The sequence below is a fragment of the Bradyrhizobium sp. 14AA genome, from assembly GCF_054185205.1.
Genome location: NZ_JAVAYM010000015.1, coordinates 65,597 through 84,074, shown reverse-complemented (window position 1 = coordinate 84,074; position 18,478 = coordinate 65,597). Strand labels below are relative to the sequence as shown.

The following is an 18,478-nucleotide window of genomic DNA, read 5'->3' as shown; positions in this document are numbered from 1 at the left end:
GGCCCCGACGCGTTACGACAGCTTGCCGACGGCCTTTTCCAGGAGGTCCCAGGCCTGGTCGCCGTACTTGCCCTTCCATTCAGCGTAGAAGCCGGCGGACCGCAGCTTGTCGCGGAACGGCGCGACGGTGGGCTGGTTGAAGGTCAGGCCCTTGGCGGCGAGCTCCTGCTGGAGGTTGGCATTGAGCTTGGCGGTGTCCTCGCGCTCCTTGACGGCGGCGGCGTTGATGTTCTTGGCGATGATGGTGCGGATGTCCTCCGGCAGCGCGCTCCAGGCTCTCCGGTTGGCCAGGAACCAGAAGCCGTCCCACATATGGTTGGTCAGCGAGCAGTACTTCTGCACCTCGTAGAGCTTGGCGGTCGAGATGATGGCCAGCGGGTTCTCCTGGCCCTCGACGATCTTGGTCTGGAGCGCCGAATAGACCTCGGCGAAGTTGATCGAGGCGGGCGCCGCATCGAACGCCTTGAACATCGAGGTCCACAGCGGCGACACCGGCACGCGGATCTTGAAGCCCTTGAGATCGTCCGGACCGGCGATCGGCTTGGTCGACGACGTGGTCTGGCGGAAGCCGTTGTCCCAGATCTTGTCCATGACCTCGAGCCCGGCCTTCTTGATCTCGCCGCGGACGAACGCGCCCAGATCGCCGTCCATGGCCTTCCAGACCGTGTCGTAGTCCGGGAACGCAAAGCCGATGCCGTTGATGGACGCGGCCGGCACCAGGGTCGACAGGATCAGGCCGGACAGCGTGAAGAACTCGACGCCGCCGGAGCGGATCTGGCTCAGCATGTCGGTGTCGGATCCGAGCTGGTTGTTCGGGAAGATCTGCAGGTCGAACTTGCCGTTCGTCTCGCTCTTGATCGCCGCCGCCATCTCCTTGGCGCGCACGTTCAGCGGATGGGTGTCCGGCAGGTTGTTGGCGTATTTGTAGGTGAACTCGGCGCTCTGGGCGCGGGCCACATGGGGCGCACTGAGGCCACCCAGGACCGCGGTCGCGGCGGAGGCCTTGAGAAGCGTGCGTCGGGAAAAGCTCATGGGTCTGCTTCCTCGGAAGGTTTGTTGTTGTTCTGAGACGCAAACCTATACGGACGGAAGGCCATGAGGTCATCTGCGATCTCGCGAGGCCTCGCTTATTGCAGCCGGCCATCGTCCCGGCAATATCGGCTTTCGGCACATGAGACCGGATTCAAAAATGCGAAAACAACCCCATGCACAGTAGCCGGCGAGAGCTGGGACGAGGTTTCATGCGCCGGGCCGAAAACGGCGCTGGAGCGAAGGCGCGGTGGCAGGAATTGCGCCTAAATATTTGATCTGATTGTATATAAAGATATTCCATAATATACCTTATGCGAATTACGTGTTCCGGGCTTGGTGCGGCCTGGCTGTCGTTCGCGTTTGATTTTGTCATCCGCTCTGCTGAAGCAATTGACCTTTCGGCCAAACAGCACCTCTCACGTTAACCGACGGTCTATGATGCCTTTCTCGGCCGGTGCGAGCCTGCCTGACGTTGGGAGGGCTTGCCGGTCGACGACGTTCCGTGCGCCGCAAGCGGCTCCGCTTGCTCGCGTGCCACGGAGGCGCTCGGCGCCGGCGGTTTCTTTTCCAGGACACGCTGCGGCTTGGGTCGACGCTCGAAAGTGACCTTTTGCTCGTTGCCGTCCCGGCGCACGGTGACGCGGTCGCCGTCCTGAACTTCGCCGGCCAGCATGGCGCGGGCAAGCTCGGTCTCGATTTCGGAGCGAATGAGACGGCGCAGCTCACGCGCGCCGTATTCGGGCTGGTAACCGACCACGGCCAGATGGTCGATCAGCGTCGCGTCGAATTCCAGGTCGACACCCTGGCCATGCGCCGTCCGCTTCAACCGCTCGAGCTGCAGATTGACGATGTCGCGGAGCTGCTCGCGCGTGAGCGAGTGGAAGACGATGATCTCGTCGATGCGATTGAGGAACTCCGGCCGGAAGTGGCCGCGCAGAATCTCCATAAGGTCGCGGCGGAGCCGCTCCTGTGCCTCCTTGTCGCTTGCATCCAGGCGCAGCTGCCGGGCGATCACGTCGGCGCCGAGATTGCTGGTCGCGATGATGATCGTGTTGGTGAAATCCACCGCGCGGCCCTTGCCGTCGGTCAAGCGCCCGTCGTCGAACACCTGCAGCAGGACATTGTAGACGTCGGTATGCGCCTTCTCGATCTCGTCGAGCAGAATGACGGAATATGGCCGGCGCCGAACGCGCTCGGTCAGCTGCCCGCCTTCTTCATAGCCGACATAGCCGGGCGGCGCGCCGATCAGCCGCGCGACCGTGTGGCGTTCCCGGTATTCCGACATGTCGATGCGGATCATGGCGTCCTCGTCGCCATAGACCGCCTCGGCCAACGCTTTGGCCAGCTCGGTCTTGCCCACCCCGGTCGGTCCCAAGAACAGGAAATTGGCGACTGGCCGCCGGCCTTCGCGCAAGCCCGCCCGCGCCAGCCGCACCGCGTCGCTCACCGCCTTGACGGCTTCGTCCTGGCCGATGACGCGATGATGCAGCTTCTCTTCGAGCTTGATCAGCCGCTCGCGCTCTTCGGTCGTGAGCTCGGTAACCGGAATACCGGTGAGCTTTGAAACGACCTGGGCGATGTGCTCGGTGCGCACCTCGGCCGACGCCGAGCCCAGGCTCCGCTTCCAGCGCTCCGTCGACTGCTGCAATTCCTTTTCCTTCGCCTCGTGCTGGGATTGCAGATCAGATGCGCGGTCGAACTGCTTGCGCGAGGTTGAGTAATCCTGCTCGCGCTTGAGCTGCCGGACTTCGGACTCCAGGTCCTGCACCTCCACCGGCCGCGCCGTCGCCGACATCTTCACGCGCGCCGCCGCCTGGTCGACCAGGTCGATGGCCTTGTCGGGCAGATAACGGCCGGTGACGTAGCGGTCGGAGAGCTCGGCCGCCGCGATCATCGCTTCGTCGGTGATGGCGACCTTATGATGCGCCTCGAGCGTGTCGCGCAGGCCGCGCAGGATCATGATCGTCTGCGCCACGCTGGGCTCGGGGATGAAGACCGGCTGGAACCGCCGCTCCAGGGCGGCATCCTTCTCGATATGCTTCTGGTATTCGTTGAGCGTCGTCGCGCCGATCAGGTGGAGCTCGCCGCGGGCAAGTGCTGGCTTAAACACGTTGGCAACGTCGAGGCCGCCCTCACCGCCGGTCGATCCGGCGCCGACGATGGTGTGAATCTCGTCGATGAAAAGGATCAGCTCGTCCTGACGGTCGGTCACTTCCTTGAGAACCTGCTGCACCCGCTCCTCGAACTCCCCGCGATATTTCGAGCCGGCAACAAGCGAGTTGATCGCAAGCTCGACCAGCCGCTTGCCGCGCAATGCTTCCGGGATTTCGCCGGCGACGATGCGCTGAGCCAATCCCTCGACGATCGCCGTCTTGCCAACGCCGGGCTCGCCGATCAGCACCGGATTGTTCTTCTTGCGGCGGGCCAGCACCTCGACGGTGGTCTCGATCTCGCTGGCGCGGCCGATCACCGGATCGAGCTTGCTCTCGCGCGCGAGCTTGGTCAGATCGCGGGAATATTTGTCGAGCGTCGGCGTGTTGGTGGGCACACCGACTTGTCCTTCCTCGGCGCCGCGGCCGACGACTTTGACCGCCTGCTGGCGGATCGCCTGCGGCGTCAGGCCGTATCGTCGCAACACATCACCTGCAATGCCCTCCTCCTCGGCGAGCCCGATCAGGAAATGCTCGGGCCCGACATAGGAATGACCAAGCTCGCGCGAGACCGCGAAGGCATGCCCCAGCGCGCTCTTGACCCGCGGGGTCACGCCGATCTCGCCGCCCTCCTCCATCTTGGTCTTGCCGCGCGGAGCTTCCTGCTCGATCTGCCGGCGCAGATCGTCGATCGAGACCTTGAACTGTCCAAGAAGCGTGCGCACCACTTCGCTGTCGAGCAGAGCGAGCAGGAGGTGCTCGGTATCGACCTCGCCGCGGCTGAACTCGACCGTCTTTCGCGCCGCCATTTGCAAAAGTTCCTGGGCGTGCTCGCTCAGGCGCTCTTCGGCACTGCCGCCTCGCCGGCTGTGGGATGGACGGGACGATTGCGAGGAGCGGATCGGTATGGTGGCGGCGTCCGCGTCCCGATCGATGCCCGCGGTTTCCGCATCGGGGCCGCGGGATGATCGGCTGCCGAGAAAATCGTCGCCGAAGAGATCCTCAAACAGGCCACCGCGCCCGCCGAACAGGGATTCGAGTGGAGAGCTTTGCCTTTGTTGGCGCGCCAAACGCCGGTAATCGACTTCACAGAGGTCGAGAACCTGCGTGTCGCCGTCGCTGGTGGTCACCTGCGCGCGGACGGTGGCGGGCCGAATCCCACAAATATCGCATCGCTTGGCCATGACCGCCTCTCCCTCACTGAACGATTTCCGCTGTCGTTATGTGCAGTTCCGCGCGGGCGACGGCTGCGCGCACAAGCTTCGCGATCAAAAGTCGCCCCGGCCCGCGGGGGCATTGATGGATCGCAAGGGCCGGCAAGGAGGCTTCAGGCGGAGAACGCGGCCAGAGTGAAAGAGTTCGGAAACAATTTGGCGCAATCGCGCGCGAAGGCAAAAAACAGTCGAAACGTGCCGGCTGCGGCATGCGCCTCCCTATCCCATCCCCCGCCTGCAGCCGAAGTCGGTTGTTTCCGACTTTGGCCGGATATTAGGCGGCCGAACTCGGCGATACCCGAGTTCGGCTGGAGGCGAAGTTCTCCGCACTGCAGGAGATTGTGCTTTTTTGCTGAGGTTCGCCGATGGCACTCCGTCATTTCGCTGCTACGCGGCAATTCAGTCGCTTGCGGACTGAAGCGGACATTGGGCCGGATTTATGAGGACACGTCCTCCAGCTGGCGGAGGGAGTGCGACTGGGATCCAACGTTCTTCGGCTCCTTATTGAGCTTTTTGACTTTTGGAACCGAAGGCCACCCGAGGACGGAGGGCGCTTTATCCATGCTTGCGTCAGCCTTAGCCCAGAGCCGACATCGTGAGTGCCCCCTGCAACGTCCGCCCTTAGTGGAGAAGCGGACCTCCAGGCGGAGGCCGTACTTGGTCTGCTTCTGGCCCTTCAGAGACTTGCCGACCGCTACGGTGAATGTCCGCGTTCGAGGGCAAAGCGGAAAATATATGCTCGTACTGAGTTCTCTCAGTTTGACCCATAGCGGGCGTCACGACCGTACGGCATTATCTGTGAAGATCATGCTATGCCTAAAGCCCGCTGGCTGATGGAGCCGACGATGTCCTTGAAAGAGGAATTCACTGATCTGCGCCTGTCGTTCGAGCCGCTGACGTTCTACCAGAAATTCGAGCAAGTTTGCATCCTGATGCTGACCATGCTGATCGCCATCATCATTGCCCTCGCGCTGTGGAATCTGACGCTGAAAATCCTGCTCAGCATCTGGGCAACCAATTTCGATCCGACCGATTATGGTGTGTTCCAGACGGTGTTCGGTATGATCTTTACCGTCATCATTGCACTTGAGTTCAAGCGCTCCCTGCTGGTGGTAGCGGAGCGGCGCGACAGTGTTGTGCAAGTACGCTCTGTCATCCTGATTGCGTTGCTGGCGGTGGTACGCAAATTGATCATTCTCGATCTGTCAAGCACGGATGCCTTCCATCTGCTGGCGCTCGCCGCAGCCATCCTTGCGCTGGGCGCCGTCTATTGGCTGGTGCGCGACCAAGGGCAGCCGCGCGAAGTCATCGCGGCGCGAGACGGATGAGATTGCATTGCAAGGCGGTCGCTACAAAAGCTGACAAAACGATTTCAAATTCGAAGTTCCTGGCCTTGTGCGAGAAACAGGTTGCCAGCAAACCGACCTGCACTTCTGTTGTTGGCCCAAAGGTGGCCCTGGTTCGTTTGACCTGTTAGGGCGGCCCCCGGCCGGAGACGTCGCTCGGCAGATCGTTCCAGCAAAAGGAGCTGCCTACCGCTGGGCATTCGCAATGCAAAGCGAAAAACCAGATCATTGAGAGCTAGATTAGCCAGAGGTCGCTGCAGCCGTGTTCGTTCCAGGGGGCGTGGCGCGTTTGTTCCATCGCTCGGCCGCCTGTGTAACGGTCGGCGCACTGGGGCCGAACGCCCAACATTTCCTGCATGCCACGAATTTCGGCACGATGTCGCTGTTGATCCAAACTTCCGAGCCGCCGCAGAAAGGACAGGGCTGCAGCGGTTGCACAGAAACAGGGAATCCGTGCAGTGGATCGATAGCAGCGCTATGAGTGAGTTTCCTAGGCATGCAATTTCTCGTGTTCTTATCGCAAGGCGCAGGGAGGGACGGCGCGCTTGCCAATACACGCTGGACGGCTCGATGGCGAGGGCGAGTTCGAGCCTCGAGGTGCACGTCGTGAATTACTCAGAGTGTATCCCGTCTATCTGCCGCGTTCAGTTCGGCATCGATCTTGTCGAGGAGACGCTCGATTTCGATCATGGCGCGCCGCCGTTGCACCCGGGATCGTCGCGACGGATGGCCGCTCTGCGGACCCAACGGGGCGTTCTTCAACACGGGTGAAGTTCGCGAGGCGTCCCCCGTGATCGTCCGGCCGGCGATCAAGACGGCGCCGCGAAGTCGTAGGCGATGCGTCCGGCGGGCAGATAGAACAGCGCGATGACGGCGCCGCCGCGGACTTCGGGATAGTGACGGCTGCCGGGATCGGGCGCGGTCCAGCCGGGCCCCTGCCAGCCCTGCAGCCCCTTCAGCTCGGCGCCCTTGTCCAGCGGCACGACCAGGTTCAGCTCCCCATAGGGGTGGCCGTGATATTGCCCGCGCAGCACATCATGGTCGTCCTCGCCCTTGAAGCGCCGTGGATCGGTGCTGTTCATGTAGACGGCCGTGATGCTGAACTGGAATGTTTCGGGCATCGGTTCCAGAATGCGGCTGCGTCGGTAGTTCTGACCTTCGACCTCCTGGTTGGCGGCCCAGCCTTCCTCGACCCCGAGCTTAATCAGGCGCGCCAGGTCCTGGTAGAGCTGGCTACCCTCGCCGTATTTTCGGTTGAGCCACCGCTCCATCTCCGCGCCCGGCGTCATGTCCTTGACCTCGCGCAGAAACGGAATGCTGCACTGAATCAGCTCGTCTCGGCTGCCCATGGCCTTGTCCTTTCCATTTGGATTGCACTTTGTTCTTCGAAGCCTGCGAAAGACGCGAACTCTGCGACGTCGGCGCGCGGCATCAGCCTGCCCTTGGCGACGTCCCTGGCACGGCCGATCGAGATGCCGCACACGACCATTTGCTCCGCCGGGATTGACAGCAACGGGCGCAGAATCCGGTGGTATTTCGAGAACGTCTCCTGCGGACAGGACTGAAGCCCATGGCCCGCCGCAGCCAGCAGCACGTTCTGGACGAACATGCCGAGATCGAGCCAGCTTCCGATTTGCAGACGCCGGTCGATCGTGATGATCAGCCCGACGGGCGCGCCGAAGAAGGTATAGTTCTTGGCGGTTTGCGCGCTCCTGGCGCCGACATCGGTCTGGGCGATACCGAGCGAGCCGTAGAACAACCGGCCGAATTCCTGACGTCGTTGCAGGTAGGGTTCGGGCAGGTTGCTGGCGTAGTAGCTGTATTCCGACACGTGCCCGTCGCGGGCGGTCTCGTGCGCCTCGCGCAGCGCTGCCGACACCCTGTCCTTGGCGGCGCCCGTCAGCACGTAGACGTGCCAGGGCTGGATGTTGGCGCCGCTCGGCGCAAACCGCGCCACGCGCAGAATCTGCTCGATGGTCTCTCGCCCGACTGGCGCGCTTGAGAAATCACGGCACGCAAATCGGCTTGCGATGATTTCGTCGATCGCGCTCTGCACGGCTGTGCCCTCGCCGATCATGGCTGCTTCAGGAGCGGACATCCGCCTTGCTCCATCGGCCGGAAGGCTTCTTCGCCCGGTATTGTCGCCAGCAACTCGTAATAGTCGAACTTGTATCGGGACTGCTCAGGCGACTTGACGCGAAACAGATACATGTCGCGGACCAGCCGGCCGTCGTCGCGGATTCGGCCGTTCTTCGTCATGAAGTCGTTCACGGGCATGTCGCGCATCCTGGCGGCGACGGTCGGCCCGTCCAGCGTGCCTGCCGCCTGGACCGCTTTGAGATAGTGCATCACCGCGCCATAGGTGCCGGCGTGGATCATGGTCGGGACCTTCTGGGTCTTGGCAATGAAGCGCTTCGACCACCCCCGCGTGTCCTCGTTGAGGTCCCAGTAGAACGCCGAGCTCAGCATCAGGCCCTGGGCGCTCTGGAGCCCGAGGCTGTGAATGTCGGCAATGAAGACGAGCAGCCCGACCAGCTTCTGCCGCTGCGTGATGCCGAATTCACTGGCCTGCTTGACGGCGTTGATGAAGTCACCGCCTGAGTCAGCCAGTGCGATCACGTCCGCCTTCGAGGACTGTGCCTGAAGCAGAAAGGACGAGAAATCCGGCGTGTTGATCGGATGTTTCACCGCGCCGATCACCTTGCTGCCCATGGCGTCGATGACCTTGCGACTGTCGGCCTCGAGTTGGGCTCCGAGGGAATAGTCAACCGAGACGAAGTACCAGGAGTTCGCGCCGAGGCGCGACATCGCCCGCGTCGTTCCCTGCGACAGCGCATAGGTGTCGTAGGTCCAGTGAATCCCGGTCGGCGAGCATTCATCGCCAGTCAGGCGCGATGTAGCGGCGCCGGTGGCAAGGAACAGCTTCTTCTTGTCGCGCGTGATGCCCTGCACTGCCAGCGCGACCGCAGAATTCGGTACGTCGAGAATGACCTCGACGTTTTCGTTTTCGATCCAGCGTCGGGCGATCGTACCTCCCACATCGGCCTTGTTCTGGTGGTCTCCCGCGACGATCTGGATGCCGCGTCCGAGCACCTGACCGCCAAAGTCGTCGACGGCCATTTGCGCCGCGACCACCGAGCCCTGGCCGCCATTGTCGGCATAGAGCGAGGACATGTCGGTGAGGACACCGAGCTTCACCTGACCATTCTGCGCAATGGCCGGCGCAGCGAACAGCGCCAGTGCTAGTCCGAAAGCTCCGATCGACATCCCGCAGGATTTCATTGCCCATCTCCTCCAAATCCGGCGCCGGGATCATGACGGGATCGCGCGATTGCGGAAGTGAAACTCTTGCAGAGTGATCCTGAACCGCCTTCAGATTGGTGAGGCGAACGGTCAGGTGATCGGGGCGCCCTGCTCGGTTGCGTCGGCTGCGTGGTTGGCCTTAACTGGACGCGATCGCAGGTACGCAACGGGCGCGCGATCCGCCTTGAGACGGTGTGCTGCTCGTGGCTGTTTCCTTCAAGACCCTCGACCTGAACCTGCTCAAGGTCTTCGACGCCGTGATGGAGGAACGCAGCGTGCTGCGGGCAAGCCAGAGGGTGGCCCTCAGTCAATCCGCTGTGAGCCATTCGCTCGCTCGTCTCCGCGAGATGCTGGAAGACGATCTATTCGTGCGCACGGCGACCGGCATGCAGCCGACGGCGCGTGCATTGACGATGGCGCCGCAGGTTCGGCAAGCCCTGCGATCGCTCGAGGCAGCGGTCGAGCAGCCGCGCTTCGTTCCGGCGGCCTCCACCAGGCAGTTCATCCTCGCTGCCAACGACTTCACCACGATGGTGCTGGCCTCTCCGCTCCTGAATATCCTCAGACTCGAGGCGCCGGCGATCGACCTGATCATCAAGCCCGTGACACGGATCGACCTCGCCGAGCAGATCGACCTCGGTCGCATCGACGTTGCCATCGGCGTGTTCTCGGATCCGCCGAGCCGCTTCCGCACCTCCCTGCTGTTCGAATACGACGACGTGCTGATCGTGGGCGGCAAGCGCAAGCTCGGCCGGATCGACAATACGGCGCTGGCGCGCATGCCGCTGGTCGTCGTCTCCTTCGGCGGCGAGCAGGAGGGAGCGATCGGCGGCTTCATCTCCGAGCGCGGCCTCGCCCGGCGATCGGAAATGTACGACCGCGCGGCGCTCGAACGTGCCCTTTCCGAGAGCGACCGGCCGCCGCGCATAGCGGTCTCGCTGCCGCATTTTCTTGCCCTGCCCGCCCTGCTTGCGGACTCCGAATTGGCGGCCATCGTTCCGCGTCCATTGGCGCGGGCATTCGAACGCGCCCATGCCGTCACCGCTCACGAGCTGCCTTACGCCACAACTCCGGTCGAAGTCCGGCTATTGTGGCACGAACGTATCGTGGGCGAGCCGGCGCATGACTGGCTTCACGACATCCTCAGGCGCGCGACCGAGGACCTCCGGCGCGGACGCTAGCCGGAGACGCTCTCAGTTCTGGTTCCATTGTCCGGGGCCGTTCAATTGCGACGCACGGGTGGAGGTTGTGCTAGACGGAGCGTCGCGGTCGCGACCTCCAGGCACAATGCGCATTGCGCTCGCATGTCCGGGCGGCGTTTACGGCCAGTCGGCAAAATTCAGCGCCGGCCTGGATTGTCCGGCTCTTGCCCGCGCCGCAACGCGCCGGCGCCAGACACCCGGTGCCTCGCCGGTATGCTTGCGGAAGAAGCGGCTGAAATACGCGGTGTCCTTGAAGCCGAGCGCGAATGCGATCTGCTTGACGGCAACGGCGCCGGCCTCGAGCCGCGTCGCGGCTTCCTTGACGACGCGCTGCTGGATCAGCTCGCTCGGCGAGCGTTTCAGCTCGCGGCTACAGAGGGCGTGCAGGCGGTCCGGCGTCATGCCGAGGAGCCTGGCGTAATCGCCGACGCGCAGATGCTGCTGATAGCGTTCCTCGAGCAGCCGGCGGAAGCGGCCGAGGATCTCGGCGCTGCTGCCCTCCTCGTCCCGGTCGCTGTCGCCGGCAAACAGGCGCCAGAAGCGCAGCACGCATAGCGTCAGCTCGGCCGACATGATCGAGGCCGCGCCGCTGCGCGCGGGCGAGGCGATCTCGGCGGCGATCGCCGCGATCGAGCGCGCCATCGTGGTCACGAGATCGGGCTCGACCGGCAGCGCCATGATGCCGCCGGCGCCTTCGAGGGCGAGATAGGCCGGCTCGGCCGACGGCGGCAGATAGCGATGCCACACGCCCGTGCGCAGTTGCAGCAACTCCGCCGACGCTCCGGCCGCTACCTCCAGATACTCGGCCGATCCCGCCGGGAGCCAGACGATCGCGGGCCCGGCCAACGTCATCGTCTTGCCGGTCTTGGCGGCTTGGCCGATTTCGGCGGCGGCGCCGCGGTGAAGACAGAGCAGATGAATGAACGTTCGGGCGGCTTTCGACGTCAGCACCCAGCGTCGCGCAACATAGTGCGACCCGATCAGCTCGGCGCCGACGGGCGCAGCTGCGCCCGCATCGACTGCCGGCGCTGGACCGGCGCCCGCGACGCCTCGACGCACTTGCCCATGGCGACCAGAAACGTCCAATCTTTCGCCGGATTTGTCCATTGTGCGAACAAACCTCGGGGTGCTTGCTAGGTCAAGTCCTGGTCGCGGCCGGCTCAACGAAGCCGCGCCGAAATGAAATCGGGATCACGAGGAAACGACCCACTCACACCGCTTGCGAACAACCGCTTGAGTGAAACACGAGGGAGGATCGACATGTTTTCGGCGAACCGTCGAACGTTGCTGCACGCGACTGGCCTGGTGGCTGTCGCCACGGCGCTGGGGATCTTTGCGTCCACGGCCGATGCGCAGGAGAAGATCCGGATCGGCTATGCCATTTCCAAGACCGGTCCCTATGCCGGCGGTGCCGGCATCACCACCCTGCCCAATTACGAACTGTGGGTGAAGGACGTGAATGCCGCCGGCGGCATCAAGCTCGGCGACAAGAAGCTCCCGATCGAGGTGGTCGAATACGACGACCGCAGCAGCTCGGAAGAAGCCGTCAAGGCGATCGAGCGCCTCGCCAACCAGGACAAGGTCGATTTCATTCTGTCGCCCTGGAGCACGGGGCTCAACCTTGCGGTCGGCCCGACGCTGAACCGTCTCGGCTACCCTCACCTTGCGGTCACTTCGGTGACCGACAAGGCGCCGGAGCTCGCCAAGCGCTGGTCGAACGCGACGTTCTGGCTCGGCACGTCGGCGCAGATCTCCGAGGCGCTGGCCGATCTCATGGGCAAGCTGAAGAGCGAAGGCAAGATCAGTCCGAACGTCGCGATGGTCAGCATCGCCGATCAGTTCGGGATCGAGCTTTCCGCCGCCGGCCGCGAGGCTTTCAAGAAACACGGCTTTACGCTCACCTATGACAAGACCTATCCGATGGGAGCGCAGGATCTTCAGCCGCTGCTGAAGGACGCGATCGCGTCCAATCCGGATGCGTTCATCGCCTTCAGCTATCCGCCGGATACGATCGCGCTGACCGAGCAGGCGCAGCTCTTGAAGTTCAACCCGAAGATCTTCTACGTCGGCGTCGGCACCGCCTTCCCGCTCTACAAGGGCAAATTCGCCGGCAACAGCGACGGCGTGATGGGCATCGGCGGTTGGAACGCGGACTCGCCGCAGCTCCAGGATTATCTCGCGCGCCACAAGGCGGCGACCGGCAAGGAGCCGGATCGTTGGGCGAGCTCGATCACCTATGCGAGCCTCCAGGTGCTCCAGCAGGCGATCGAAAAGGTCGGCAAGGTGGACCGCGCCGCGGTCGCAGCCGAAATCCGCTCGGGCACGTTCGACACCATCATCGGCAAGGTCAAGCTGAAGGATGGGCTGCTCCAGGAAGTGTGGAGCGTCGGCCAGTGGCAGAACGGCGAGTTCTACGCGCTCGCGCCCGCTTCGCTTCCGGGCGCACGTGCGCCGGTCGTGCCCAAGGCGCAGTGGCAGTAGGCTTGGTTGGCAGGCCTTGCGCTGCGAGGCCTGCCTGCCGTCCGGTCCAGGGGACGCCGTTTCATGCTGCTCGTCGACATCGTCCTGCCCGGCCTCGTGCTTGGCGGCATGTACGCGCTGATCGCGCTTGGCCTGACGCTGCAGTATGGTGTGGCGCGGATCATGAACCTCTCCTATGGGGAGTCGCTGGTCGCGGCCGCCTTCGGCGCGTTCTCGCTCTACAGCGGCCTCGGCCTCAGCCCGCTCGCCGCGCTGCTGCTCGCGGTCCCGGTCGCGATGGTGTTGAACTGGCTGCTCTATCGTTTCCTGCTGGAACGGCTGATGCGGCGCGGCAAGGACCGGGGCGCGCAGGAGATCGACAGCATCCTCGTGACCTTCGGCGTGCTGTTCGTGATCCAGGGCGCCATGCTGGTCGCCTTCGGCGGCCAGTATTACAGCTATAGCTACCTCTCCATTCCGCTGACGATCCTCGGATCGACCCTTGCGGTCAATCGCCTCGTCGCGCTGCTGTTCGCAGCGCTGGTCGGCGGGGCCGTGTACCTCGCCCTCACCCGCACGCGGATCGGCACCGCCGTCCGCGCCATCGCGGTGGACGCGAATGCCGCGCGCCTTGTCGGGATCGACGTGGCGGCACTGTCAGGATTTGCGTTTGCCTTCGGCGGTGGCCTTGTCGCCGTCGGCGGCGTGCTCGTCAGCATGTTCCTCACCTTCAATGCCGCGATGGGCGTGGTCTTCACCATGAAGGCGCTGGTCGTCGTGATCATGGGCGGGGTCGGTAACGTCCTGGGCGCGCTGGTTGCGGGGCTGCTGCTCGGTGTGGTCGAAACCGCGGTGGCGCGGCTGGTCGATCCGGGCCTGACGCTTGCCGCGACCTACGCGCTGTTCCTGGGCGTGCTGCTGATCAGGCCGACCGGTCTGTTCGGAAGAGCCGCGTCATGACGGGGGCTCTCAGGATATTGCTGTGGTGCGCCGTCCCCGTCCTGGCTGCGACCGTCATCGCCTATCCGCTTTATGTCAACGGCTATTATCTCGCGCTCGGCATCAGCGTGCTCTATTTCACGATTCTGGCGACGGCGTGGGCGATGTTCTCGGGTCCGACCCGCTACATCTCGCTTGCTACGGTCGCGTTTTTCGGCCTCGGCGCCTACACCGCCGCGGTGCTTGGCGAAACGATGCCCTGGCCGGTCGTGGTGCTGGCCGCGGCCGGCGTCGGCGCCCTCACCGCTGGCATCACCGGGCTTTCGACGCTGCGGCTATCCGGCATCTATTTCGTGATCTTCTCCTTCGGGCTTGCCGAGCTGATCCGGCAACTCGTGATCTGGTACGAGGTCAACATCCACAAATCGGTCGGCCGCTATCTCTTCAGCGCCGTGACGCAGGACATTCTGTACTGGCAGCTCCTTGGCCTCACGGCGCTCGTCTTCCTGGTGGGCTGGCTGCTCGGGCGCTCGCGCTATGGGCTGGCGCTGCGCGCGATCGGTGCCGACGAGACTGCGGCCAGCCATTCCGGCATCGACGCCACCAAGGTCAAGCTCGGCGTGTTCATTCTGAGCGCGACATTCATGGCGATGACGGGCGCGGTGATGGCGCCGCGCTGGACCTACATCGATCCCGCGATCGCCTTCAATCCGACGATCTCGTTCCAGGTCGTGATCATGGCCCTGCTCGGCGGCGCCGGCTCCCTGTTCGGGCCCGTGCTGGGCGTCATTCCGCTGGTCCTGCTGTTCGAGGTTTTGACCGCGACGCTGCCCAATCATTTCAGCATCGTGCTCGGGATCATCTTCGTCCTCATCGTCATGGTGTTGCCGAACGGGGTGATCGGCCTGTTCGGGGCCGGACGCTGGCGGATTCCCGCCGGTCGTTCCGGCACGGCTTCCGCCCGTACGATGGAGTCCCCGCTCCTCACAGTCGATGGCGTCAGCAAGTCGTTCAGCGGGCTCCGCGCGGTCGATGGCGTCAGCTTCACGATCGGACCGGGCGAGATCATCGGCATCATCGGCCCGAACGGCTCCGGCAAGACGACGCTGCTGAATACGCTGTCCGGAGCCTTGCGCCCCTCGTCGGGCACGATCCGGTTCGGTGGCGCCGTCCTCAATGGTCTGCGCGCGCACCAGATCGCGCGCTTGGGCCTTGCGCGTACCTTCCAGTTGGTGCGCGTGATGCCGGACCTGACTGTCGCCGAGAACGTTGCGGCGGCGCGGCTGTTCTCCACGTCAAACGGTTCGGACGCAACGGGAAGCGAACTGCTGGATCTGGTCGGGCTCGGCACCATGCATGAAGCGCCCGCGGGCGAGTTGACCTATATCGACCAGAAGCGGCTGGAGCTTGCCCGCGCACTGGCGCTGCAGCCGCGCCTCGTGCTGCTCGACGAATGGCTGGCGGGACTCAATCCGAGCGAGCTCGAGACCGGCATCGCCTTGATCGCACAGCTGCGCGACCGCGGCCTCACCGTCATCATGGTGGAGCACGTCATGGATGCGATCCGGGCGCTGTGCGGCCATTGCATCGTCATGAACGCCGGCAGCGTGATCGCGCGCGGCACGCCGGACGATGTCCTGGCCGATCCAAAAGTCGTCGCCGCTTATCTCGGAGGCGACGATGCTTGAGGTCGCCGCCCTCTCCCATTTCTACGGCAAGCACCAGGCCCTGGCCGACGTCGCGCTCGACATCAAGCAGGGCGAGATCGTCGCCATCCTCGGTGCCAACGGCGCCGGCAAGTCGACCCTGCTCAAGAGCATCGCCGGCCTGGTCAGGCCCGCGCCGGGCGTTCGAATTGCGTTCGAGGGACAGAGCATCGGCGAGCTGCCGGCGCATCTGATCGTGGAGCGCGGCATCGCGCTGGTGCCTGAGGGACGCGGCGTCTTCGGCGAGCTGACCGTTGCCGAGAATTTGCAGCTCGGCGCCTATCCCGCTCGCGCCCGCGCAGGCGAAGCGGATCGGCTCGCAAGGATACTGCAACTGTTCCCGCGCCTTGCCGAGCGCATGAGCCAGGCCGTCCGCACCATGAGCGGCGGCGAGCAGCAGATGGTCGCGATCGGCCGCGCGCTGATGTCGAACCCGATGCTTCTCCTGCTCGACGAGCCCTCGCTCGGCCTGTCGCCCCTGCTCAGCCGCGAGGTGTTTCGCGCACTGACGCAGATCCGCGCTGGTGGCGTCGGTGTGCTGCTGGTCGAGCAGAATGCGCGGGCAAGCCTCGACATTGCCGATCGCGTCTACCTGATCGAGTCCGGTCGCAACGCCGGCAGCGGACCGGCGAGCGCGATGAAGAACGATCCCGAGATCCAGCGCGCCTATCTCGGCAAGGCGCGCGCCACATCGATTCCAACGTAGTCACCCCCAGCACCCCATGGAGAGCTCCATGAACGCAATCGACCTTCTCATCGGCGGCAAGGACCAGTCGGCCAGCAACCAGCGCACCTTCCAGCGCCACAACCCGATTTCCGGCGAGGTCGCGACCACAGTGGCGGCGGCCTCGATCGACGATGCGATGCGCGCCGCCGACGCTGCGGCGGCCGCCTTCCCGGCCTGGTCGCAGCTCGGCCCCTCCGAGCGCCGCAAGCGGCTCAGCGCGGCCGCCGACATCCTCGCGCGCCGGGCGGCGGAGTTCACGGCGCTGATGGTGGCCGAGACCGGTGCCACGGCGGGCTGGGCCGGCTTCAACGTACATCTTGCCGAAGGCATGCTGCGCGAAGCCGCCGCCATGACGACGCAGATTTCCGGCGAGGTCATTCCGACCGACAAGCCCGACAATCTCGCCATGGCCTACCGCCAGCCGGTCGGCGTCGTGCTCGGCATTGCGCCGTGGAATGCCCCGGTCATTTTGGGCGTCCGGTCCGTCGCGATGCCGCTCGCCTGCGGCAATACGGTGGTGCTGAAGGCCTCCGAGATGAGCCCAGGCGTGCATCGTCTGATCGGAAGCTGCCTGACGGAGGCCGGCCTCGGCGACGGCGTCGTCAACGTCGTGACCAACGCGCCCGAGGATGCGCAGGCCGTTGTCGAAGCCTTGATCGCACATCCTGCGATCCGCCGCGTCAACTTCACGGGCTCGACCCGTGTCGGTCGCCTGATCGCGCTGGCCTGCGCCAAGCACCTGAAGCGCGCGCTGCTGGAGCTCGGCGGCAAGGCCCCGCTCGTCGTCCTCGACGACGCGGACCTCGATGCTGCCGTGAACGCCGCAGCCTTCGGCGCGTTCATGAATCAGGGTCAGATCTGCATGTCGACGGAACGGATCGTCGTCGACGACAAGGTGGCGGACGCCTTCATTGCCAAGTTCGCTGCGAAAGCGAAGAGCCTGCCCCATGGCGATCCCCGCAAAGGCAATGTCGTGCTCGGCTCGCTCGTCAGCGGTGCGGCCTGCGACCGCGTACGCGGCCTGATCGACGATGCCGTCGCCAAGGGCGCCGTGGTCGCGGCGGGCGGGCACGGCAGCGGCACCATCATGCCGGCCACGATCGTCGATCACGTCACGCCGGCGATGCGGATCTATGGCGAGGAAAGCTTTGGTCCTGTCGTGACCGTCGTCCGCGTGAGCGGAGTGGACGAGGCCGTGCGGGTCGCCAATGACACCGAATACGGCCTCTCCTCCGCCGTGTTCGGCCGCGACATCGCGCGCGCGCTCGGCGTTGCCAGGCGGATCGAGGCCGGCATCTGCCATGTCAATGCGCCGACCGTGCACGATGAGCCGCAGATGCCGTTCGGCGGCACCAAGGCGTCAGGCTACGGCCGGTTCGGCGGCCGCGCGGCCATCGACGAGTTCACCGAGCTGCGCTGGATCACCGTGCAGACCGGGCCTCGCCATTATCCGTTCTAAAGCGAGGCCCGCGCCGCGGACCTGCGCCCGGCGGCCATCCGACCGTTGATCGGACGGTCGCCGGCAGCGGTTCGCCTTAGCGTAGCGGCAGCAGGTCCAACTGGCTCTGCGCCTTCTTCACCGCCGTGGCGTACCAGCTCTGGCTTGGCGCCTCCTTGGCGAAGCACTTGGTGTAGGCGTCCATGGCCTGGTCCTCTTTGGCCATGGTGTCCTGCGGGGTCTTCCTGGCCATCATCTGCTTCCAGACCTTTTCGCAGGCCGGGATCTCGGCCGTCTTCACGGCGTCGGTTGCGGCGAGGAAGAAGACCTTATCGCCCTGGATCGCGACCACGTCGATTTCATGCGGCGGTCCCTTCAGGTCGCCATTGCCGCGTAGGCCGAGCACGGCGACCGCGGCGCTCGCTGATGCGGGCTTGGTGATCGGCAGCTCGGCGTATTTGGCAAAGGCGGAGTCCTGGATGGCGCCGTAGTAGAATCGGTCGGACTTGAAGGCCGCGCCAATGTCCTGCGGCATTCCGTCCTCGCGATGCTCGATGAGCCAGTGCTTGAGCAGCGCGGTCGTGGTGACCACGGCCTGCATCTTGTCGCCCTCGGAGGCGAAGCCGAGCCCGTCGAGATGGCCGAAGCCTGAGTCGCCCTTGAAGAGCGTGTCGGCGTTCGACTTGCCGTCGGCCGGCAGCCCCTTGATCGCGACGGGGCCCACCAGACCGCGCAGCACGCCTGTCAGTTCCGCAAGCGCGGCATCGTGCTGCCGAGAGGTCTCGTCGTTCTCCTCGGCTTTAGAGAATTTTGCAATGTAGCGATCGCGCAGGTCGAGATAGTGCTGCTCGGGCGTGGCAGCCTGTGCGGCGGTGGCCAGGACAAGCAGGCAGAGCAAGGCAAGCGATCTCATTGCGATGTCCGGAAGGCTGGAAATGATCTCCAGTCTTTGTGCCCGGAT

General features: G+C 64.5%; 15 protein-coding genes. 7 read left to right on the top strand and 8 right to left on the bottom strand.

What is annotated here, in order from left to right:
* Window positions 1-12 precede the first annotated feature (12 nt).
* Both RAD15_RS25340 and RAD15_RS25335 read right to left on the bottom strand, forming a co-directional pair.
* Window positions 13-1,032 carry a TRAP transporter substrate-binding protein gene (locus tag RAD15_RS25340; RefSeq protein ID WP_458180915.1) on the bottom strand — a complete coding sequence of 340 codons (1,020 nt, stop codon included), beginning with the start codon at window positions 1,030-1,032 and terminating at the stop codon, window positions 13-15.
* A 433-nt stretch (window positions 1,033-1,465) separates the two neighbouring features.
* Window positions 1,466-4,366, bottom strand: a complete 2,901-nt coding sequence (locus tag RAD15_RS25335) for an ATP-dependent Clp protease ATP-binding subunit (protein ID WP_458180914.1) — start codon at window positions 4,364-4,366, stop codon at window positions 1,466-1,468.
* Between the two features lie 842 nt (window positions 4,367-5,208).
* On the opposite strand from RAD15_RS25335, the gene RAD15_RS25330 reads away from it, so the two are divergent.
* Window positions 5,209-5,724: a phosphate-starvation-inducible PsiE family protein gene (locus RAD15_RS25330; RefSeq protein ID WP_458180913.1), complete on the top strand. Its 516-nt coding sequence runs from the start codon at window positions 5,209-5,211 to the stop codon at window positions 5,722-5,724.
* A 258-nt stretch (window positions 5,725-5,982) separates the two neighbouring features.
* On the opposite strand, the gene RAD15_RS25325 is transcribed toward RAD15_RS25330, so the two are convergent.
* From RAD15_RS25325 to RAD15_RS25310, 4 genes are all read right to left on the bottom strand, one after another.
* Window positions 5,983-6,240, bottom strand: a complete 258-nt coding sequence (locus RAD15_RS25325) for a Lar family restriction alleviation protein (protein ID WP_080648031.1) — start codon at window positions 6,238-6,240, stop codon at window positions 5,983-5,985.
* Window positions 6,241-6,551: 311 nt separating this feature from the next.
* A complete protein-coding gene (locus tag RAD15_RS25320; protein WP_458180912.1) occupies window positions 6,552-7,091 on the bottom strand; it encodes a 4-hydroxylaminobenzoate lyase in 540 nt (179 codons plus the stop codon).
* The gene (locus RAD15_RS25315; protein WP_458180911.1) at window positions 7,070-7,840 is read right to left on the bottom strand and encodes a nitroreductase; all 771 of its coding nucleotides are present in this window, start codon (window positions 7,838-7,840) and stop codon (window positions 7,070-7,072) included. Before RAD15_RS25315 ends, RAD15_RS25320 begins: the two co-directional genes overlap by 22 nt.
* Window positions 7,816-9,024: an ABC transporter substrate-binding protein gene (locus RAD15_RS25310; protein ID WP_458180910.1), complete on the bottom strand. Its 1,209-nt coding sequence runs from the start codon at window positions 9,022-9,024 to the stop codon at window positions 7,816-7,818. The genes RAD15_RS25315 and RAD15_RS25310 overlap by 25 nt, the downstream gene beginning before the upstream one ends.
* 224 nt (window positions 9,025-9,248) lie before the next feature.
* Here RAD15_RS25310 and RAD15_RS25305 point away from each other — a divergent pair, with 224 nt between their 5' ends.
* Entirely contained in the window at window positions 9,249-10,226 is a 978-nt protein-coding gene (locus RAD15_RS25305; RefSeq protein WP_458180909.1) for a LysR family transcriptional regulator, read from the top strand.
* Between the two features lie 138 nt (window positions 10,227-10,364).
* Here the strand turns inward: RAD15_RS25305 and RAD15_RS25300 are convergent, their stop codons facing one another.
* Window positions 10,365-11,306, bottom strand: coding sequence for a helix-turn-helix domain-containing protein (locus tag RAD15_RS25300; protein WP_458180908.1), 942 nt, complete (start codon window positions 11,304-11,306; stop codon window positions 10,365-10,367).
* A 201-nt stretch (window positions 11,307-11,507) separates the two neighbouring features.
* On the opposite strand from RAD15_RS25300, the gene RAD15_RS25295 reads away from it, so the two are divergent.
* The 5 genes from RAD15_RS25295 (at window position 11,508) to RAD15_RS25275 (ending at window position 17,538) form a co-directional block, all read left to right on the top strand.
* Complete coding sequence (locus RAD15_RS25295) at window positions 11,508-12,728, top strand: amino acid ABC transporter substrate-binding protein (protein WP_458180907.1); 1,221 nt, start codon at window positions 11,508-11,510, stop codon at window positions 12,726-12,728.
* A 63-nt stretch (window positions 12,729-12,791) separates the two neighbouring features.
* A complete protein-coding gene (locus tag RAD15_RS25290; RefSeq protein ID WP_458180906.1) occupies window positions 12,792-13,667 on the top strand; it encodes a branched-chain amino acid ABC transporter permease in 876 nt (291 codons plus the stop codon).
* Window positions 13,664-15,334: a branched-chain amino acid ABC transporter ATP-binding protein/permease gene (locus RAD15_RS25285; RefSeq protein WP_458180905.1), complete on the top strand. Its 1,671-nt coding sequence runs from the start codon at window positions 13,664-13,666 to the stop codon at window positions 15,332-15,334. The genes RAD15_RS25290 and RAD15_RS25285 overlap by 4 nt, the downstream gene beginning before the upstream one ends.
* Complete coding sequence (locus RAD15_RS25280) at window positions 15,327-16,058, top strand: ABC transporter ATP-binding protein (RefSeq protein ID WP_458180904.1); 732 nt, start codon at window positions 15,327-15,329, stop codon at window positions 16,056-16,058. Before RAD15_RS25285 ends, RAD15_RS25280 begins: the two co-directional genes overlap by 8 nt.
* 28 nt (window positions 16,059-16,086) lie before the next feature.
* Entirely contained in the window at window positions 16,087-17,538 is a 1,452-nt protein-coding gene (locus tag RAD15_RS25275; protein ID WP_458180903.1) for an aldehyde dehydrogenase, read from the top strand.
* 76 nt (window positions 17,539-17,614) lie between these two features.
* Here RAD15_RS25275 and RAD15_RS25270 read toward each other — a convergent pair whose 3' ends face one another.
* On the bottom strand, window positions 17,615-18,430 hold the full coding sequence (locus RAD15_RS25270) for a hypothetical protein (protein WP_458180902.1): 816 nt from the start codon (window positions 18,428-18,430) through the stop codon (window positions 17,615-17,617).
* Window positions 18,431-18,478 lie beyond the last annotated feature (48 nt).